The sequence below is a fragment of the Polynucleobacter sp. es-EL-1 genome, assembly GCF_018687975.1.
In the GTDB taxonomy this organism is placed as follows: Bacteria; Pseudomonadota; Gammaproteobacteria; order Burkholderiales; family Burkholderiaceae; genus Polynucleobacter.
The window spans coordinates 1,747,630-1,763,065 of sequence record NZ_CP061310.1 but is presented as its reverse complement, the minus strand read 5'-3'; the positions used below and the strand labels follow the sequence as shown (position 1 = coordinate 1,763,065).

17 protein-coding genes and 1 tRNA gene are annotated in these 15,436 nt (G+C 46.5%); 7 read left to right on the top strand and 11 right to left on the bottom strand.

Translation table 11 applies throughout. From position 1 onward, the window contains the following. Positions 1 to 5: 5 nt before the first annotated feature. Positions 6 to 947: an RNA polymerase sigma factor RpoH gene (gene rpoH / locus FD974_RS08965; RefSeq protein ID WP_215364357.1), complete on the bottom strand. Its 942-nt coding sequence runs from the start codon at positions 945 to 947 to the stop codon at positions 6 to 8. A 94-nt stretch (positions 948 to 1,041) separates the two neighbouring features. Beyond that, entirely contained in the window at positions 1,042 to 1,932 is an 891-nt protein-coding gene (gene ftsY / locus FD974_RS08960; protein WP_215364355.1) for a signal recognition particle-docking protein FtsY, read from the bottom strand. A 48-nt stretch (positions 1,933 to 1,980) separates the two neighbouring features. On the opposite strand from ftsY, the gene FD974_RS08955 reads away from it, so the two are divergent. Genes FD974_RS08955 through FD974_RS08935 form a run of 5 tightly spaced genes read left to right on the top strand, consistent with a single transcriptional unit; the run spans position 1,981 to position 6,147 of the window. Next, complete coding sequence (locus FD974_RS08955) at positions 1,981 to 3,369, top strand: pitrilysin family protein (protein WP_251374589.1); 1,389 nt, start codon at positions 1,981 to 1,983, stop codon at positions 3,367 to 3,369. Continuing rightward, on the top strand, positions 3,369 to 4,715 hold the full coding sequence (locus FD974_RS08950; RefSeq protein ID WP_215364353.1) for a pitrilysin family protein: 1,347 nt from the start codon (positions 3,369 to 3,371) through the stop codon (positions 4,713 to 4,715). The genes FD974_RS08955 and FD974_RS08950 overlap by 1 nt, the downstream gene beginning before the upstream one ends. Further along, complete coding sequence (rsmD, locus tag FD974_RS08945) at positions 4,708 to 5,328, top strand: 16S rRNA (guanine(966)-N(2))-methyltransferase RsmD (RefSeq protein ID WP_215366837.1); 621 nt, start codon at positions 4,708 to 4,710, stop codon at positions 5,326 to 5,328. Before FD974_RS08950 ends, rsmD begins: the two co-directional genes overlap by 8 nt. A 36-nt stretch (positions 5,329 to 5,364) precedes the next feature. Further along, positions 5,365 to 5,862 (top strand): pantetheine-phosphate adenylyltransferase, encoded by a 498-nt coding sequence (coaD, locus tag FD974_RS08940; RefSeq protein ID WP_215364351.1) that lies wholly within the window; start codon positions 5,365 to 5,367, stop codon positions 5,860 to 5,862. A gap of 18 nt (positions 5,863 to 5,880) precedes the next feature. Continuing rightward, a complete protein-coding gene (locus FD974_RS08935; RefSeq protein ID WP_215364349.1) occupies positions 5,881 to 6,147 on the top strand; it encodes a YfhL family 4Fe-4S dicluster ferredoxin in 267 nt (88 codons plus the stop codon). A 29-nt stretch (positions 6,148 to 6,176) separates the two neighbouring features. Here the strand turns inward: FD974_RS08935 and pth are convergent, their stop codons facing one another. The 6 genes from pth to FD974_RS08905 all read right to left on the bottom strand — a co-directional run bounded on the left by pth (position 6,177) and on the right by FD974_RS08905 (position 11,121). Beyond that, positions 6,177 to 6,773 (bottom strand): aminoacyl-tRNA hydrolase, encoded by a 597-nt coding sequence (pth, locus tag FD974_RS08930; protein ID WP_215364347.1) that lies wholly within the window; start codon positions 6,771 to 6,773, stop codon positions 6,177 to 6,179. 90 nt (positions 6,774 to 6,863) lie between these two features. Then, positions 6,864 to 7,502, bottom strand: coding sequence for a 50S ribosomal protein L25/general stress protein Ctc (locus FD974_RS08925; RefSeq protein WP_215364346.1), 639 nt, complete (start codon positions 7,500 to 7,502; stop codon positions 6,864 to 6,866). Positions 7,503 to 7,639: 137 nt separating this feature from the next. After that, positions 7,640 to 8,596, bottom strand: coding sequence for a ribose-phosphate pyrophosphokinase (locus FD974_RS08920; RefSeq protein ID WP_215366834.1), 957 nt, complete (start codon positions 8,594 to 8,596; stop codon positions 7,640 to 7,642). Positions 8,597 to 8,668: 72 nt separating this feature from the next. After that, positions 8,669 to 8,745: transfer RNA gene (locus FD974_RS08915), tRNA-Gln, on the bottom strand. Positions 8,746 to 8,750: 5 nt separating this feature from the next. After that, positions 8,751 to 9,641 carry a 4-(cytidine 5'-diphospho)-2-C-methyl-D-erythritol kinase gene (gene ispE, locus FD974_RS08910; RefSeq protein WP_215364345.1) on the bottom strand — a complete coding sequence of 297 codons (891 nt, stop codon included), beginning with the start codon at positions 9,639 to 9,641 and terminating at the stop codon, positions 8,751 to 8,753. Further along, the gene (locus FD974_RS08905; protein ID WP_215364344.1) at positions 9,634 to 11,121 is read right to left on the bottom strand and encodes an outer membrane lipoprotein LolB; all 1,488 of its coding nucleotides are present in this window, start codon (positions 11,119 to 11,121) and stop codon (positions 9,634 to 9,636) included. The genes ispE and FD974_RS08905 overlap by 8 nt, the downstream gene beginning before the upstream one ends. A 35-nt stretch (positions 11,122 to 11,156) precedes the next feature. On the opposite strand from FD974_RS08905, the gene mutM reads away from it, so the two are divergent. Together mutM and mutY are read left to right on the top strand one after the other, a co-directional pair. Next, positions 11,157 to 11,993 (top strand): bifunctional DNA-formamidopyrimidine glycosylase/DNA-(apurinic or apyrimidinic site) lyase, encoded by an 837-nt coding sequence (mutM, locus tag FD974_RS08900; protein ID WP_215364343.1) that lies wholly within the window; start codon positions 11,157 to 11,159, stop codon positions 11,991 to 11,993. Further along, positions 11,978 to 13,150 (top strand): A/G-specific adenine glycosylase, encoded by a 1,173-nt coding sequence (mutY, locus tag FD974_RS08895; protein ID WP_215364342.1) that lies wholly within the window; start codon positions 11,978 to 11,980, stop codon positions 13,148 to 13,150. Before mutM ends, mutY begins: the two co-directional genes overlap by 16 nt. Here mutY and rapZ read toward each other — a convergent pair. Genes rapZ through FD974_RS08880 form a run of 3 tightly spaced genes read right to left on the bottom strand, consistent with a single transcriptional unit; the run spans position 13,095 to position 15,432 of the window. Further along, on the bottom strand, positions 13,095 to 13,985 hold the full coding sequence (gene rapZ / locus FD974_RS08890; protein WP_215364340.1) for an RNase adapter RapZ: 891 nt from the start codon (positions 13,983 to 13,985) through the stop codon (positions 13,095 to 13,097). The genes mutY and rapZ overlap by 56 nt on opposite strands. Positions 13,986 to 13,987: 2 nt before the next feature. After that, positions 13,988 to 14,962, bottom strand: coding sequence for an HPr(Ser) kinase/phosphatase (gene hprK, locus FD974_RS08885; protein WP_215366831.1), 975 nt, complete (start codon positions 14,960 to 14,962; stop codon positions 13,988 to 13,990). An 8-nt stretch (positions 14,963 to 14,970) separates the two neighbouring features. Then, positions 14,971 to 15,432, bottom strand: a complete 462-nt coding sequence (locus FD974_RS08880; RefSeq protein WP_215364339.1) for a PTS sugar transporter subunit IIA — start codon at positions 15,430 to 15,432, stop codon at positions 14,971 to 14,973. Positions 15,433 to 15,436: the final 4 nt, after the last annotated feature.

The following is a 15,436-nucleotide window of genomic DNA, read 5'->3' as shown; positions in this document are numbered from 1 at the left end:
TGTATTTAAGCGGCTTGTGTTTCAAGCAGGCCGCGCATTTTTTTGAGTGCGGCAGTTTCAATTTGACGTACTCGCTCTGCTGAGATGCCATATTCATTGGCAAGATCATGCAAAGTTTTAGTGCCATTACCATCAGCATCCATTGCTAGCCAGCGTGATTGCACAATATTTCGACTGCGCTCATCTAAAGCCATGAGTGCTTGATCTAATTGAGGACCACGCAAAGCGTCGGTAGCTGCAGCTGCCATCATCTCTGTCGGCTCTTGACTGCTATCAGCCAGCCACTGAATAGGCGCATAAGCTGACTCATCATCAGAGTCATCACCTTCTAGGGCAACATCACCACCAGCTAGGCGCATCTCCATTTCTTTAACATCGGAGCCTTTAACATCGAGTGCCTTGGCTAGTGCCTCAACTTCATTTGGAGTAAGCGACGCCAGTGTTGGCTTATTACTGCGTAAATTAAAGAATAGTTTGCGCTGCGCTTTTGTAGTTGCAACCTTAACTAAGCGCCAGTTTTTGAGAATGTACTCATGAATCTCTGCTTTAATCCAATGGATTGCATAAGAGACCAGGCGTGCACCTTGACTAGGGTCATAGCGCTTTACGGCCTTCATGAGACCAACATTACCCTCTTGTATTAAATCTGCATGAGGAATGCCATACCCCAAATATTGACGCGCTACTGAGACCACCAAGCGTAGGTGTGACAACACCAATGTTTTAGCGGCATCTACATTTTCTGTGCGACGAAACTCTTGCGCCAAATGAAGTTCTTCGGCAGCGCTGAGCATCGGCACGCGATTAACGTAGGCGATGTATGAGTCGAGTGTCCCAACCCCAAGGGATGGCAACATCGGAAAGGCAAGCGAAGCCGCAGCAGTCTGCGCTGCTGGCAGAGTTTGCCGTGCTTGCAATTGCGGTTTGTATGCTTTCTTTTGAACCATTTTCTTTTTATATATTTCTGGTGTTAATAGAGGTCTATTTTAGCACTCTTGTCAAGAGAGTGCTAATGGTTTTTTATTATTCTAAGTATCTGATTTAATTGAAAAATTCAGCTGAATATTGCTCAGCTGTAAAAGGGGCTAGGTCTTCAATTCCCTCGCCTTTTCCAAGTGCTAAAACGGCCGGTTTATCCCCCTCATTGAGAGTTTGGGCGAGGGCGCAAATGACCCCTCCTTTAGCAGTCCCATCTAGCTTGGTCACAATGAGTGCGGTTAAATCTAAGGCTGCATGAAAGGCCTTCACTTGGCTTAAACCGTTTTGACCGGTATTGCCATCCAGAACCAGCAAAGTCTGGTGAGGAGCCCCAGGAAGGGCTTTGCCGATGACTCGCTTGACCTTTTTTAACTCTTCCATGAGATTGCCTTGAGTCGCTAGTCTGCCCGCGGTATCAATGATCAAAATATCGGTTTTACGAGAAATCGCCGCATGAATGGCATCGTGGGCCACCGCAGCGGCATCTCCACTTTCTTGAGTGATCACATCCACCTGATTGCGGCCACCCCATTCCAGCAATTGGTTGCGGGCAGCAGCACGAAAGGTGTCTCCGGCCGCTAGTAAGACTGATTTGCCCTGAGATTGAAAAAGTCTGCAGAGCTTGCCAATGGTGGTTGTCTTGCCAGCACCATTTACCCCAATCACTAGCCATACCTGTGGCAGGGTCTTTTGATCATGCTCATACAAGGGATTTGGGTTTGCCTCTAAAGGCTTGAGTAGCTTGGAAACCTCTTGAATCAACAGTTGCTGAAGATCTTCAGGGCTACTTGCCCGCTCTGACTTGGCGGCTTTACGCAGCTTGTTCATGAGCTGCTCGGTAGTAGGAAGCCCTACATCACTCAGGATGAGAGATTCTTCTAGGGAATCAAACCAGGCTTCGTCAGTCTGATTGGATTTAAAGAGGGAGCCGAGGGTTTTACGTAATCCGAACATAGTCGATACAATTTAATTCTTGCATCTTATCAATTTAATTTTAAGGATATGGTGATCTTACAGATGCGCTCGACTTTCATACGAATTTTCTGGATTTTGCTGGTATCAAGCCAATCGCTCATGGCTGCCCCCGATACGACCTCGGCTAATACCCATGAGTTTCAACTCGCCAATGGATTAAAGCTGATTGTTCGAGAGGACCATCGCGCTCCTACTGTTGCCCATATGGTTTGGTATCGGGCGGGATCAATGGATGAAGTGAACGGACGCACTGGTGTGGCTCATGTACTTGAGCACATGATGTTTAAGGGCACTCGCACCGTGAAATCGGGGGATTTCTCCCGATTGGTTGCTGCAGTCGGTGGTCGTGAAAATGCGTTTACTTCTCGTGACTATACGGCCTACTTTCAGCAGGTTGAAAAGTCCAAGTTAGATGAGGTGATGAAACTTGAAGCGGATCGGATGACGAATCTTTCTTTTCAGGATGCCGAATTCTTTAAGGAAATTCAGGTGGTGATGGAAGAGCGTCGCCTACGCACTGAAGATAATCCTAGTAGTCTTTTATATGAATCGTTGATGGCTACAGCATTTATGACATCACCTTATCGTCATCCAGTCATTGGCTGGATGAATGATCTAGAAAACATGAAGCCATCTGATGCACGTGATTGGTATCAAAGTTGGTATGCGCCAAATAATGCAACTGTCATCATTAGTGGCGATGTAGATCCTCAAGTCATACTGAAGTCAGTTGAAAAATATTATGGCGTAGCCCCTGCCCGTGAGTTACCGGTGCGCAAGCCCCAATTAGAGCCAGTACAAAAAGGAATTAAACAGGTGCAGGTCAAAGCGCCAGCAGATAACGCACAGCTAGCAATGGCGTGGAAGGTGCCTAAGCTTCAACCAGGAAAGCTTGACGATGCAGAGCCTTACGCTTTGGAATTGTTGGCCGCTGTCTTGGATGGCTATGACAACGCCCGCTTAAATCGAATTTTGGTTAAGCAGGAGCGTGTAGTGAATGATGTGGGTGTCGGCTATGAAATGGTCTCACGTGGCCCAGAATTATTCCTCATCAATGTCAGTATGGCCAAAGGAAAAACTGTTGCACAGGCAGAGCTCAGTATTCGCAAGGCTCTAGAAGAGATAGTTCGTAATGGTGTGCAGGAGTCTGAGCTGAAGCGAATTAAAGTTCGGATTTTGTCCAATCAAATTTTTAAGCGTGATTCTATATTTGGTCAGGCAATGGAAATCGGCAATACTGAAATGTCTGGTTTCTCTTGGCGAGACATTGATGTGATGTTAGAAAAAATGCAGACTATTACGCCTGCTCAAGTTCAAGCGGTTGCGAAAAAATATTTGGTGGATGAAGGCTTAACTATTGCGGTTTTAGATCCACAAGCCCGCAAGAATGCTCAAGTCAAACAAGGGGGCCAATAATGCGAGTAATTCGTATAAGCAAACATAGCGTAATTGCTGGCTTTTTGAGCTTAGGTTTGCTGGCATCGGCGCACGCGATATTACCTATTGAGCAGCTGGAGTCCGTTAAGGGAGCTAAGGCATATTTAGTACAAACTAAATCTCTGCCGATGGTTGATATTGAAATTAGCATCGATGCTGGAGATCGCTATGATCCAGCCGATAAAAGTGGGCTAGCAACCGTGGCTGGACAATTAATGAACTATGGAGCTAAGTCCCCTAATGGTTTGTTAACTGAAGCGCAGATTGCTGATGAGATTGCAGATTTGGGTGCCAATCTGAGTATTTCAGTCGGTGGTGAGCGCGCCATTATGCGAATTCGCAGTCTTAGCAGAAAAGATCTGCGTGAACGTGCAGTGCAATTGGCATCCTCATTGCTTGCGTCTCCTACTTATGATCCCAAGATTTTGGCGCGAGAAAAGCAGCGCATGACCACTGCATTGCTCGAATCCGAAACTAAACCAGAGGCAGTGCTAGAACGCCGTTTTAGAAAAACTGTATACGGAAATTACCCTTTAGGAAATTCCCCCTCAGTACAAACGATTGCCAATATCACGGCTGCTGATTTACAGCAGTTTCATAAGCAGTTTTACCGCGGCGATAGAATGATTGTGAGTATGGTGGGGGATGTGAGTCAGTCAGAGGCTGCTCAAATGGTTCAGGATTTACTAAAAGGTATCCCGCAATCAGGTGCGGCTATCCCAGCGCTACCGCAGTTAGCTCGCTCGCCAGTAGAGTCGCTCAATCAGCGTGAAATCAATATCCCTTTTAATACTCAGCAAGCACATATCGCGATGGGGATGACGGCAATCACTCGCAATAATCCCGATTACTTCCCATTGCTAGTTGGAAACTATGTCCTGGGTGGCGGAGGTTTTGTTTCGCAGCTGGTTTCAGAGGTGCGTGAGAAGCGAGGTCTAGCCTATAGCGTTTATAGTTATTTCGCTCCGGGTAAAGATACTGGTATTTTTCAGGCAGGCGTCCAGACTAAAAATGATCAGGCGGCTTTGGCGGTTGAGGTAATGAGCGCAACTATTGAAAAATTTATTGCCAATGGCCCAACTCAACAAGAGCTTGATGCGGCTAAAGCAAACTTAATAAATGGCTATCCACTAAGAATTGATAACAATCGAAAATTATTGGATAACGTGTCTGCAATCGCCTGGAATAATTTGCCACTCAATACGATGGAAGTTTGGACCAAGCAAGTTGAAGGTGTGACTTTAGAGCAAGTCAAAGCGGCGTTTCAGAAGTACTTGGCAATGGACCGCATGAAGATTGTTATCTTAGGGGCTCAAAATAAATAAGCGGGTTAAGTCAGTTGCACCCTCTGAGCTACCAAAGAAGATACGCATCATCGGTGGCATTTGGCGCAGCCGACTCTTAAACGTTTTGGATTTACCTGGACTGCGGCCAACTACGGATCGCGTTCGCGAAACGCTATTTAATTGGTTGGGCCAAGATTTAACCGGTCTAAACTGCATCGACCTATTTGCTGGTACTGGCGCTTTGGGTTTTGAAGCGGCATCACGAAGTGCCCAGTCTGTGACTTTACTGGAACGGGATAAAAAAGCGCACGCACGTTTAGCTGAAAATTTTTTGGCATTGCAGTCTTCTCCAGTCCCGGGATCAGTACAAATTTTGCATAGAGATTGTGTGGAGTACTTAAAACAGCAAGCAAACCTTTCGAGCAATTTGATTTTTATTGACCCGCCATTTCAGGAAGAGGGTTTATTAGATCAGGCGCTTATTCAAGCGGGGCGTATTTGTGACGATAGTCCTGGGGGCGGTATCTATGCAGAGTTTCCGGCTTCACGCTCGCGAGAATCGGTTGAAGCCCTTCTACCGGAGTGGCATTGTGGAAAATACTTAGAGGCTGGACAAGTAAAAGCCTGTCTATTTCGCTCTAGAAGAGGCTAAACTCTTGCCTGTAGCCGATAAAGCCATAGGAATGTTATGACGATTGCTGTTTATCCTGGAACCTTTGATCCATTTACCCGTGGCCATGAAGATTTAGTGCGTCGCGCCTCTAGTATTTTTAGTGAGGTTATTGTTGGTGTAGCCGACAGCCGTAGCAAGCGCCCATTTTTTACTCTCAATGAGCGGATTGAGATTGCAACAGAAGTTCTAGGTCATTATCCCAATGTGAAAATTGCTGGATTTTCTGGTCTTTTGAAAGATTTTGCTCGTGAGCACAATGCACGGGTGATTGTTCGTGGTTTGCGAGCAGTGTCTGATTTCGAATACGAATTTCAGATGGCTGGAATGAACCGATATTTATTGCCAGATGTGGAGACTCTCTTCTTAACGCCATCTGATCAATACCAATTTATTTCAGGAACGTTTGTTCGTGAAATTGCCATCATGGGTGGCGATGTGAGTAAATTTGTTTTCCCTTCAGTTGAAAAATGGCTTCTCAAAAAGGTTGCCGAAACGAATCAACTCAAAGAGTAGGGTTAGTCGACAAATAATATGGCCTTAATGATTACGGACGAATGCATCAATTGTGATGTGTGTGAGCCAGAATGTCCTAATGATGCTATTTACATGGGTCTTGAGATTTATGAGATTGACCCAAACAAATGTACGGAGTGTGTTGGTCACTACGATGCACCACAGTGTCAGCAAGTATGCCCAGTCGACTGCATACCTTTGAACCCTGCTTTTAAAGAAAATCAAACGCAGTTGATGGCTAAGTATCAGGCACTAACTGCTGCCAAAAAGGCGCTTGCCAAATAAACTTTAAAAACGGATTTGAATGTCTGCGACTAGTGCGTTTTAGAGTGCAAGTCCAGCATAGCTGCCTGAGTATCCCCTTTAAAAAACAAAGGCAGAATTTTTAAACCATCCTCAATGCTGGCATCAATTTGTTTTTGTTCAATTTGCAGCGGTCTTCTCAGAACATAATCAGCCACATCCATCGGGCGCGCACCTTCAGCCGCAAGGTCTCTGGGGTGGCCAATACCTAGTCGTAAGCGCCAGTAATTGGCAGTGCCAAGATGTGCTTGAATGTCTTTTAAGCCATTATGTCCGCCAGTGCCGCCTCCCAGTTTGAGTCGTGCTGTGCCAGGCTTGAGATCCAGCTCATCTTGAACTACCAAAACCTGTTCGGGGGTCAGTTTATGAAAACGACATAGCGCGCCTACTGCTTGACCACTGAGGTTCATATAGGTGCTTGGCTTGAGCAAGAAAAGATCTTCACCTTCCCACTTAGTCTTTGCTACTTTGCCATGAAAGCGCTTTTCACTTTCAAAGCGGGTGCTCAATTGTTTAGCGAGGGCGTCCACAAACCAGAAGCCAGCATTGTGCCGATCTTCTTCATGTTCTTCGCCTGGATTGCCAAGGCCCACAATTAATTTAGTCATGATTCTTGCTAAAGGATAAAAGCATTTCTACAAAAAAGAAAACCCGCTTTTAAGCGGGCCTTCTCTGTCGCAAAGATAAAAGAAAAACGATTACGCTTTATCTTTTGGAGCTTCAGCAGCAGGTGCCGCAGCAGCTGCAGGAGCAGCTTCAGTATCAGCAGATTTGACTGCTGGGATACGTGCGTTGGCCAATACTGGATTTTCTTGCTCAACATGCAATACCAGGCTAACGCCTTTTGGTAGGGCGATGTCTTTTGCATGGATACCATGACCAACTTCAATCTTGCCCAAGTCCACTTCAAGGAACTCTGGCAAGTCAGCTGGCAAGCAGGAAACTTCTAATTCAGTTGCGATGTGACTAATCACAGCGCCTTGCAATTTCACTGCAGCTGATGTTTCAGCATTGATGAAGTGCAATGGAACGCGCATATGAACTTTTTCAGACGCTGAAACGCGCTGGAAGTCGATGTGCAGAACCAAAGGCTTAAATGGATGCATCTGATAATCGCGCAACAATACTTTTTGTGCTTTGCCGCCGATTTCAAGATCAAGGATGGATGAGTGGAATGCTTCCTTGCGGAGAGCATGGAACAGTGCGTTGTGATCCAACTCAATAACAGTTGCGGCGTCTTTGCCGCCATAGATGATTCCCGGAGTTTTACCGGCATTGCGCAGACGGCGGCTCGCACCCGTTCCCTGTACGCTTCTTTCAAAGGCTACTACTTTCATATTCAATTCCCAAAATTAAGGTTAATTTCCGTTCGCGACCAAACAGAAAAGCCTTTGATTATATCGTGGGAATTGAGATTTTTGCCTAGAAAAGCCTCAAAACTACTAAAAACAGGGTCAGAAACGCTATTTTTGCTTTATTCAGCAAACATTGACATGACCGAATCACCCTTGCTAATCCGAGCCAGGGTCTCAGCCAGGATGGGGGCAACGCTCAATTGGCGTATTTTGGCCACTTTCATGGCTTCAGGGGTCAGTGGAATAGTGTCTGTAACAACCAATTCATCTAATTGAGAGGCTGCGATACGGGCTATAGCACCGCCAGAGAGCACGGCATGGGTGCAATAGGCGGTAACGCCCTTGGCACCACGCTCTTTGAGCGCCTCAGCCGCCTTACAGAGCGTTCCGCCAGTATCGATGATGTCATCCATGATGACGCAGTGACGTCCTTCTACTTCACCGATCAGGTGCATTACTTCGGATACATTTGCTTTAGGGCGACGCTTATCAATAATCGCCAAATCTGTGCCCAATTGCTTGGCCATCGCACGGGCGCGTACAACACCGCCAATGTCTGGGGAAACAATAATCAGGTCTTTTTGAGTCTTCTGGGCCTGAAGATCGGCCAGTAAGACGGGGGAGGCGTAAATATTGTCTACGGGAATATCAAAAAAGCCCTGGATCTGGTCAGCGTGTAAATCCATGGTTAAAACCCGCTCAATCCCAGCAACCGATTGCAGCATATTGGCTACGATTCTGGCGGAGATGGCAACGCGGGCTGATCGTGGACGTCGATCTTGTCTAGCGTAACCGAAGTAAGGGATCACTGCGGTTATGCGGCTTGCAGATGCTCGCTTAAGGGCATCAATCATGATCATGAGCTCCATCAAACTATCGTTTGTAGGCGCGCAGGTAGATTGAATCACAACGACATTTTTACCGCGGACGTTCTCTTGAATTTCTACCTGAATTTCACCATCAGAAAATCGACCTACAAAAGCCTTTCCCATCGGAAGACTCAGTTCTTTGGCAACAGCATGAGCTAAAACGGGATTTGCATTACCTGTAAAAAGAGTCAGTAAATCAGCGTTCATAGGAGCGGACATAGGCGGTTTGGGAATTTGGTAGAGGTCGAATGGATGTCTTTGTGTCGTATCTACAGTATTTGGCAGGGGAAGAAGGATTCGAACCTTCGCATGCTGGAATCAAAATCCAGTGCCTTAACCAGCTTGGCGATTCCCCTACAGGTCATTCTGAAGAAACCAAATTGTAAGCGGGATTTTTATTTAGCCCTCTAACAATTCGACCTATCCATCCTTTTGGAAGATTTTGCAGTAGATTTTTGAGTTTCGCGTGATCTTGGCTGGGATCTAAAACACCAAAAACGCTACTTCCAGAGCCGGACATCCGCGGTGCCGAGTTCGGCGCCACATCGGCAATCCAATCTAATGCTAGCTTCACTTCAGGACAATTTCGCACCGCTACTGCCTGACAATCATTGGATTGAAATGACTTTGGCGATGCAATAAAGCCATCTATTGTAATCGGAGCATGATCCCGGGTCAATTGAGGGTCTTGAAAAATCTGAGAGGTAGCGATCCCTTGATTGGGAAAAATGACCAAAAATTCTGAGGTTTCAGAAGGAAGGGCCTGTATTTGCTCCCCGATACCTTCCACAAAAGCATTTTGACCAAAAAGGAAAAAAGGCACATCGGCCCCTAGTTTGAGGCCAATTTGACATAAGGTTTTGGTGTCTAGCTGCAGCCCCCACAGGTGGTTAAGGCCGATAAGAGTCGAGGCAGCATCTGAGGATCCTCCGCCTAGGCCCGCACCCATCGGAATTTCCTTCATTAAATCAATTTCAACCCCATGCCCCACATTGCAGAACTCTTTTAAAAGTTGTGCAGCTCGAACTACCAAGTCTTGTTCAGGCGCAACACCCGGAATGGGATTAATACGACGCACTGTATTTTCAGAGATTGCAGTGAGTCTTAGCGTGTCGCACCAATCAATGAGTTGAAAGGCAGATTGCAGTAGGTGGTAGCCATCTGTTCGACGACCAATAATATGTAAAAACAGGTTGAGCTTAGCGGGGCAGCGAAGCTCTAAAGTGGCACCATCAATCTTCAATTCACTCATTCGGCGTATCAAAAACTAAGCGAATATCAATGGACCCAATATTCGAAGTGCGAGTCATTGTGAGCTTTTCTAAACGTTGAGCGCTTCCCCAGTGATAGCTTAAGGTCCAGCCATCCTGCGATATTTTGCTCACTTGCCCTTCATCATTGCGCTCAACACTGGCATTGCTACCAGGTCTGGTTTGACCCCGTAACCAATCCGAAAGTCCCCGAGCAGGCAATGGAAGTCCCAACGCATTTTGAATGAGGGTATCTGCATCAATTGCAGTCGTTAGCTGACCATCACGCTCCAAAATTGCTTCACCAGGCTTGATGGTGATTTTTGCAATGGATCCACCCATTGGATTGCGAATCTCTAATACATCTGTCTGGGCATCTTGAGTCAGCGTAAAGCCACCTGAGCCACCTTCATTTCTGCTTTCTGTGAGGCCTGTAACCTTCACTGCGAAACGGCCATCCCATGTACCTTTAAGGTTACTGGCAGCTACAGACCAATCTGGTTTTAAACGTTTTAAAGTTTCCTTAAGAGTAGGATTGTTTGCATCGAGCTGTTGCCCTTTACGCCAGATATCTTCAGCTTCTGCGGGCCGATTCATTACCCATAAAACCTCACCAATATGTGCAGCAATATCAGCCTCAGGTTTCATATTGAAAGCCTGCTGGAGTTGCTCTAGGGCTAAAGCATTTTTGCCCATCCTAAAGTTTACCCAGCCAAGACTATCCAAAATAAAGCCATCGCTAGGCGATAGTTGATGGGCTTTACTAATGAGCTTAAATGCTTCCGGTAATTTTATATTTCGATCTGCCAGCGAATATCCTAAAGCGTTCAAGCTATTTACATCATCAGGGTTTTTGCGCAATATTTCGCGCAAAGTTTTTTCCATAACATCCATGTACCCCATCTTTTCTGCAGACATGGCATAGGTATACAAAATGCCTGGATTGGTAGGAGCAGGCTTGACTGCTGAAACAATCTCATAAAAAGCTCTTAAGGCGTCAGACTCATCTTTAGCTCTTGCCAGAAGCCCCTGAATTTGTTGCAAGGTTTGTTCTTGTTGTGCAGGCGTTTGTTGATTGAGTAGAGAAATAGCAGGTTTGACAGCATCAGACCAGTGTTGATTCAAAATCAGTAAAGTAATCAGCACTTCTTTGGGTTTAGTTTGGCTTGGGCCGGCCAAGTCATCCCAAGTCTGGGCTGCTTGGAGTGCTAAGTCTGGTGCGCCTGCAGTAATAGCAATTTCCATTGCTCTTTGGGCTAGACGGGGGTCATCTAGTGTGCGAGCAAGCTCTAAGTAGGTGTTGTAAGCAAGCCCTGCTTCACCGCGTTGCAAGGCTATTTCTGATGCCAAGACTTCAAACATGGCTTGCCCAGTCTCAACGCTATCGGCGCGCGCAAGAGCTTGCTTGGCAGGAAGACACAAACCCAAGCCAATTGGGAACAAAATACTGAGGAAAAGTGACTTTAGTGAAAAAGTGGTCATAAGCACATTCTAATCCGCGAATCTACAATCCATTTATGCCAGAACTCCCAGAAGTCGAAGTTACCCGCTTGGGTATCCAGCCTCACATAGAGGGGCGAACGGTTAGTGCGGTCAAGATTATTGATGGTCGTCTGCGCTGGCCTGTTCCAACATCCTTAATCAAATCGCTTCCAGGCCAGAAAATTGTAGGGATCAAGCGCCGGGGTAAATATCTTTTATTAGAGTTAGACCAAGGACATCTCCTGATCCATTTGGGAATGACAGGCACTTTACGGATTCTCCCTAGCAGCGAAGCTTTGAAGACGCATGATCGTGTCACTATCGAATTTGGCAAGCTGAGTTTGCGTTTGCATGACCCACGTAAATTTGGGGCGGTACTTTGGCATCCCAAATCCAAAGGACCGATTGATAAAAATGCACTATTGCAAAAGCTGGGCGTTGAGCCTTTTTCACTAGAATTTGCTGGCGAGCTTGGCGCTGATGTTTTGTATCAACATTCGCGCAAACGCAGCATTGCCGTGAAGCAATTTTTGCTGGCTGGGCAGGCGGTTGTTGGAGTTGGCAATATCTACTGCTCTGAAAGCCTTTTTGAGGCTGCCATCCATCCATCTAAAGCTGCAGGTAAGTTAACGCGCCCGCAATGTATCCGGTTAGCAAATGCGGTCAGATCAATTTTGGAAAAAGCGATTGCTGCGGGTGGTAGCTCCCTCAAAGATTTTGTAAATAGTCAGGGTGATCCAGGGCACTTTATGATGCAAACTAAAGTCTACGATCGAAAAGATCAGCCTTGCAAGGTTTGTAAGACGCCCATTAAGCAAATAGTGCAAGGCCAACGCTCTACTTATTTTTGCCCTCAATGTCAAAAGCGCTAACTGCCAGCTTTGCTAAAAAGCTCATTGATTGGCACGGGCGGGATGGGCGTCAAGGCCTGCCCTGGCAAGGCATACGCGATCCTTATGCGGTATGGGTCTCTGAAATTATGTTGCAGCAAACCCAAGTAGCTACTGTTTTAGAGCGTTACCCGCGCTTTATGAAACGTTTTCCAAATGTTCAAAAATTAGCAGCTGCACCACTTGATGATGTTTTGGCTGAGTGGGCTGGTTTGGGGTACTACTCACGTGCACGCAATCTTCATGCCTGTGCAAATCAAGTCGTGACACAGTTCGGTGGAAAATTTCCTAGTGACCCACTATTGCTTGAGCAACTGAAGGGGATTGGTAGATCTACTGCGGGTGCAATTGCTGCATTTGCATTTCATGTGCGTGCGCCAATATTGGACGCCAACGTAAAACGAATTTTGGCAAGATTATTTGGCATAGAAGGGGCACTGCAAGACAAGGCTGTGAATGATCAACTCTGGCTCTTGGCGCAAGACTTACTACCTCAAGATTCACAAGAGATGCCGGTGTATACGCAAGCACTGATGGACTTTGGTGCAACGTGGTGCACCTCTCGTAAGCCAGTATGTTTGTCGACAGAGCGAAAATGTCCTTTTGAAAAACAATGTCAAGCTAATTTGAGTAATCAAGTTTTAGAGTTACCTCATAAAGTCATCAAAACAAAGTCTCCAGAATTTAATTGCGATATGTTGCTGCTCAGACATGGCAATTCAGTTTTATTGGAAAGAAGGCCAGATAAGGCTATTTGGGGCGGCTTATGGTCTTTGCCAGAATCACCCTGGCGTCCCAAAGAGACAAAAGATCAAGAATCTCAAAGGGATGGGGCTCTCCCGGAACCCCATATCAATGCAGCTCAATTATTTGAGATGATGCTGTCACGAGAGGATGTTTCTGCACTATTGAAATCTTGCCAGTCATTTGAGCGTGGCGAGAAAATCAAACATATCTTTACCCATAGACGCTTATGGATGCAAATCTGGAACGTATCCATTGCCGATAGTGTGCAATTGACTGGAGATGGATTGAAGTGGGTTTCCCTCCGTCAGCTTGGGAAATACGGCTTACCGCAGCCGATTAAAGTGCTGCTGCAGGGAGCGAGTCTAGTTCGCGGTGACGATCTAAGAAATTAATTTGCAGCGCTGCTAAATTGGCTTGTGCTTGAAAGTGTTGGATAAGACGAGTGACCAAATATACGGAGCGGTGTTGACCGCCCGTGCAGCCAATCGCAACGGTAAGATAGCTTCTACCATCAGCGATGTAGTGGGGAAGCCATTTTTCAACGAATTGGACAATGTCATTCTCCATGCTCACGACTTCAGGAATCTTCTCGAGAAATTCTCTTACTGGCTGGTCTTTGCCGGACAGGGGGCGCAGCGCTTTGTCATAGTGAGGATTAGGTAAGCAGCGCACATCAAATACTAGATCCGCCTCACTGGGCAAACCTTTTTTAAAACCAAAGGATTCAAATACAACGGTTAAACCAACCGGTTTATCTTTGAGTAAATCTTGCATCCAGGAGCGCAATGCATGTGCTGGAAGATTGCTGGTGTCGATCGAATGTGCTTGTGCGCGTAAGGGTTCAAGTAAGTTTCGCTCTTTATCAATTGCCTCAATGAGGGTGCTTTCTTGGGCGGCATCTCTTTTTACAGACAGCGGGTGACGCCTGCGGGTCTCTGAGAATCGTTGAATCAGGGTATTGGTATCGGCGTTCAAGAAGATCACTCGCACCTGATGATCACGTCGTAAGTTCTCTAATATCTGGGGCAGCTGTGCAATGGTTTGACCACGGCGGGCATCAATTGCCACAGCCACTCGCTCACAGTTCTCGCTCTGAAGTGTCTGGATGAGATTTTCTAAAAGGGTAACTGGGAGATTGTCTACGCAGTCATAGCCTGCGTCTTCAAAGGCTCTTAGTGCAACGGATTTACCTGAACCTGAAATTCCGGTAATCAGATTAATTTGCATATTTAGATCAAGCGACCTTGAGACTTCACGGCATCAGCTTCAGCGTTCATTTGCAAGCGCTGGCGTTCAATAAATTCTTTGAGAGTGTCAATGCCGCGTAATTGCAAAATAGTATTTCGAACCGCAGCCTCAACTAGTACCGCTAAGTTACGACCGGCTGCCACTTGGATCTTCACAGTGCGAATAGGAATTCCTAAAACATCAATGTGCTGCGCTTCTAAGGGGAGTCGTTCAAATTCACCATCATTGCGGCGAACTAGCTGCACAATGAGGCGTAGCTTGAGTTTGCGACGCACGGCGGTTTCGCCAAAGATCGTGCGGATGTCAAGCAATCCCAAGCCACGTACCTCTAAGAGGTTGCGCAAAATAACGGGGCAACGACCTTCGATATAGTCAGGTCCAAGTCGCGCAAAATCAACAGCATCGTCTGCTACTAATCCATGCCCGCGTGAAATTAATTCAAGACCTAGTTCGCTTTTGCCTAGACCAGACTCTCCCATAATCAAAACACCTAAACCCAGAATGTCCATAAACACGCCGTGCATCGTGATTTGGGGGGCGCCTATTTTGGTCAGATAGGTGCGTAAATGATCGATAACTTCAGCAGCCGAGATCGTCGTTGTAAACAGCGGCGTAGAGGATCGTTGACAGAAAAGCTGAAGATCAGGATCGGCTGCCTTACCATCAGCCACAATCACACAAGGTGGAGTTTTGGAGATAAGACTTGAGATTTGTTCTTGACGCTGCTTAGGCTCAAGCTCAGCGTGATAGTCAACTTCTTGAATCCCAAAAATCTGAATGCGACTAGGGTGAATGAGGTTTAAGTGGCCAACTAAGTCAGAACTGGCCGCCGCTGCTTTAACTGCTTCAAGCGGGAAGGTACGGTCTGCTCCTTCAAGGCCACCAATCCAGGAGAGCTTTAGTTCTGAAACGTTGTCATCAAAAATCTGCTGTGCGGTGACGCCCTCAAGGAGCAAGGGTTGGGTCATGACTGAGAGCCCCAATGCTGCAGGAGATGGTATACCTGTTCAGGCCCAGCCTCGTTCGCAAGAGCTTTTCGAGCATCTGGGTCTGACAGTAGTTGGGCAATTGACGACAAAATCTCGAGATGCTGTTGAGTGGCTTTTTCTGGGACAAGCAGGAAAATCAAAATAGAAACCGCTTCTCCGTCGGGAGCGGCAAACTCGATAGGCTCTTTTAATTTAATAAATGCTGCGATTGGTTGCTTTAAGCCTTTGACTCGGCCATGGGGAATTGCAACACCAGCACCTAGGGCAGTAGAGCCCAAATCTTCCCGAGCATTGAGAAAACCAACTACTGAGTCAGCCTCTAAGCCGGCTTCTTTGGCAAAAAGTGCGCCAGCTGCCGCAAATGCCTCAGCCCTACTCTTAGAAGGGTTATCTAAGGCAATGCGGTCTAGCGTGAATAAATCGGTCAGGGCATTCATGTCA

Excerpts from the sequence above, each read along its gene's own strand:
- FD974_RS08905 (WP_215364344.1), bottom strand. The coding sequence starts at position 11,121 with ATGACCACTTTTTCACTAAAGTCACTTTTCCTCAGTATTTTGTTCCCA.
- coaD (WP_215364351.1), top strand. The coding sequence starts at position 5,365 with ATGACGATTGCTGTTTATCCTGGAACCTTTGATCCATTTACCCGTGGC.
- FD974_RS08955 (WP_251374589.1), top strand. The coding sequence starts at position 1,981 with ATGGTGATCTTACAGATGCGCTCGACTTTCATACGAATTTTCTGGATT.
- FD974_RS08925 (WP_215364346.1), bottom strand. The coding sequence starts at position 7,502 with ATGAAAGTAGTAGCCTTTGAAAGAAGCGTACAGGGAACGGGTGCGAGC.
- ftsY (WP_215364355.1), bottom strand. The coding sequence starts at position 1,932 with ATGTTCGGATTACGTAAAACCCTCGGCTCCCTCTTTAAATCCAATCAG.
- rpoH (WP_215364357.1), bottom strand. The coding sequence starts at position 947 with ATGGTTCAAAAGAAAGCATACAAACCGCAATTGCAAGCACGGCAAACT.
- ispE (WP_215364345.1), bottom strand. The coding sequence starts at position 9,641 with ATGAGTGAATTGAAGATTGATGGTGCCACTTTAGAGCTTCGCTGCCCC.
- FD974_RS08920 (WP_215366834.1), bottom strand. The coding sequence starts at position 8,596 with ATGAACGCTGATTTACTGACTCTTTTTACAGGTAATGCAAATCCCGTT.
- FD974_RS08935 (WP_215364349.1), top strand. The coding sequence starts at position 5,881 with ATGGCCTTAATGATTACGGACGAATGCATCAATTGTGATGTGTGTGAG.
- FD974_RS08950 (WP_215364353.1), top strand. The coding sequence starts at position 3,369 with ATGCGAGTAATTCGTATAAGCAAACATAGCGTAATTGCTGGCTTTTTG.
- FD974_RS08880 (WP_215364339.1), bottom strand. The coding sequence starts at position 15,432 with ATGAATGCCCTGACCGATTTATTCACGCTAGACCGCATTGCCTTAGAT.
- mutM (WP_215364343.1), top strand. The coding sequence starts at position 11,157 with ATGCCAGAACTCCCAGAAGTCGAAGTTACCCGCTTGGGTATCCAGCCT.
- mutY (WP_215364342.1), top strand. The coding sequence starts at position 11,978 with ATGTCAAAAGCGCTAACTGCCAGCTTTGCTAAAAAGCTCATTGATTGG.
- pth (WP_215364347.1), bottom strand. The coding sequence starts at position 6,773 with ATGACTAAATTAATTGTGGGCCTTGGCAATCCAGGCGAAGAACATGAA.
- rapZ (WP_215364340.1), bottom strand. The coding sequence starts at position 13,985 with ATGCAAATTAATCTGATTACCGGAATTTCAGGTTCAGGTAAATCCGTT.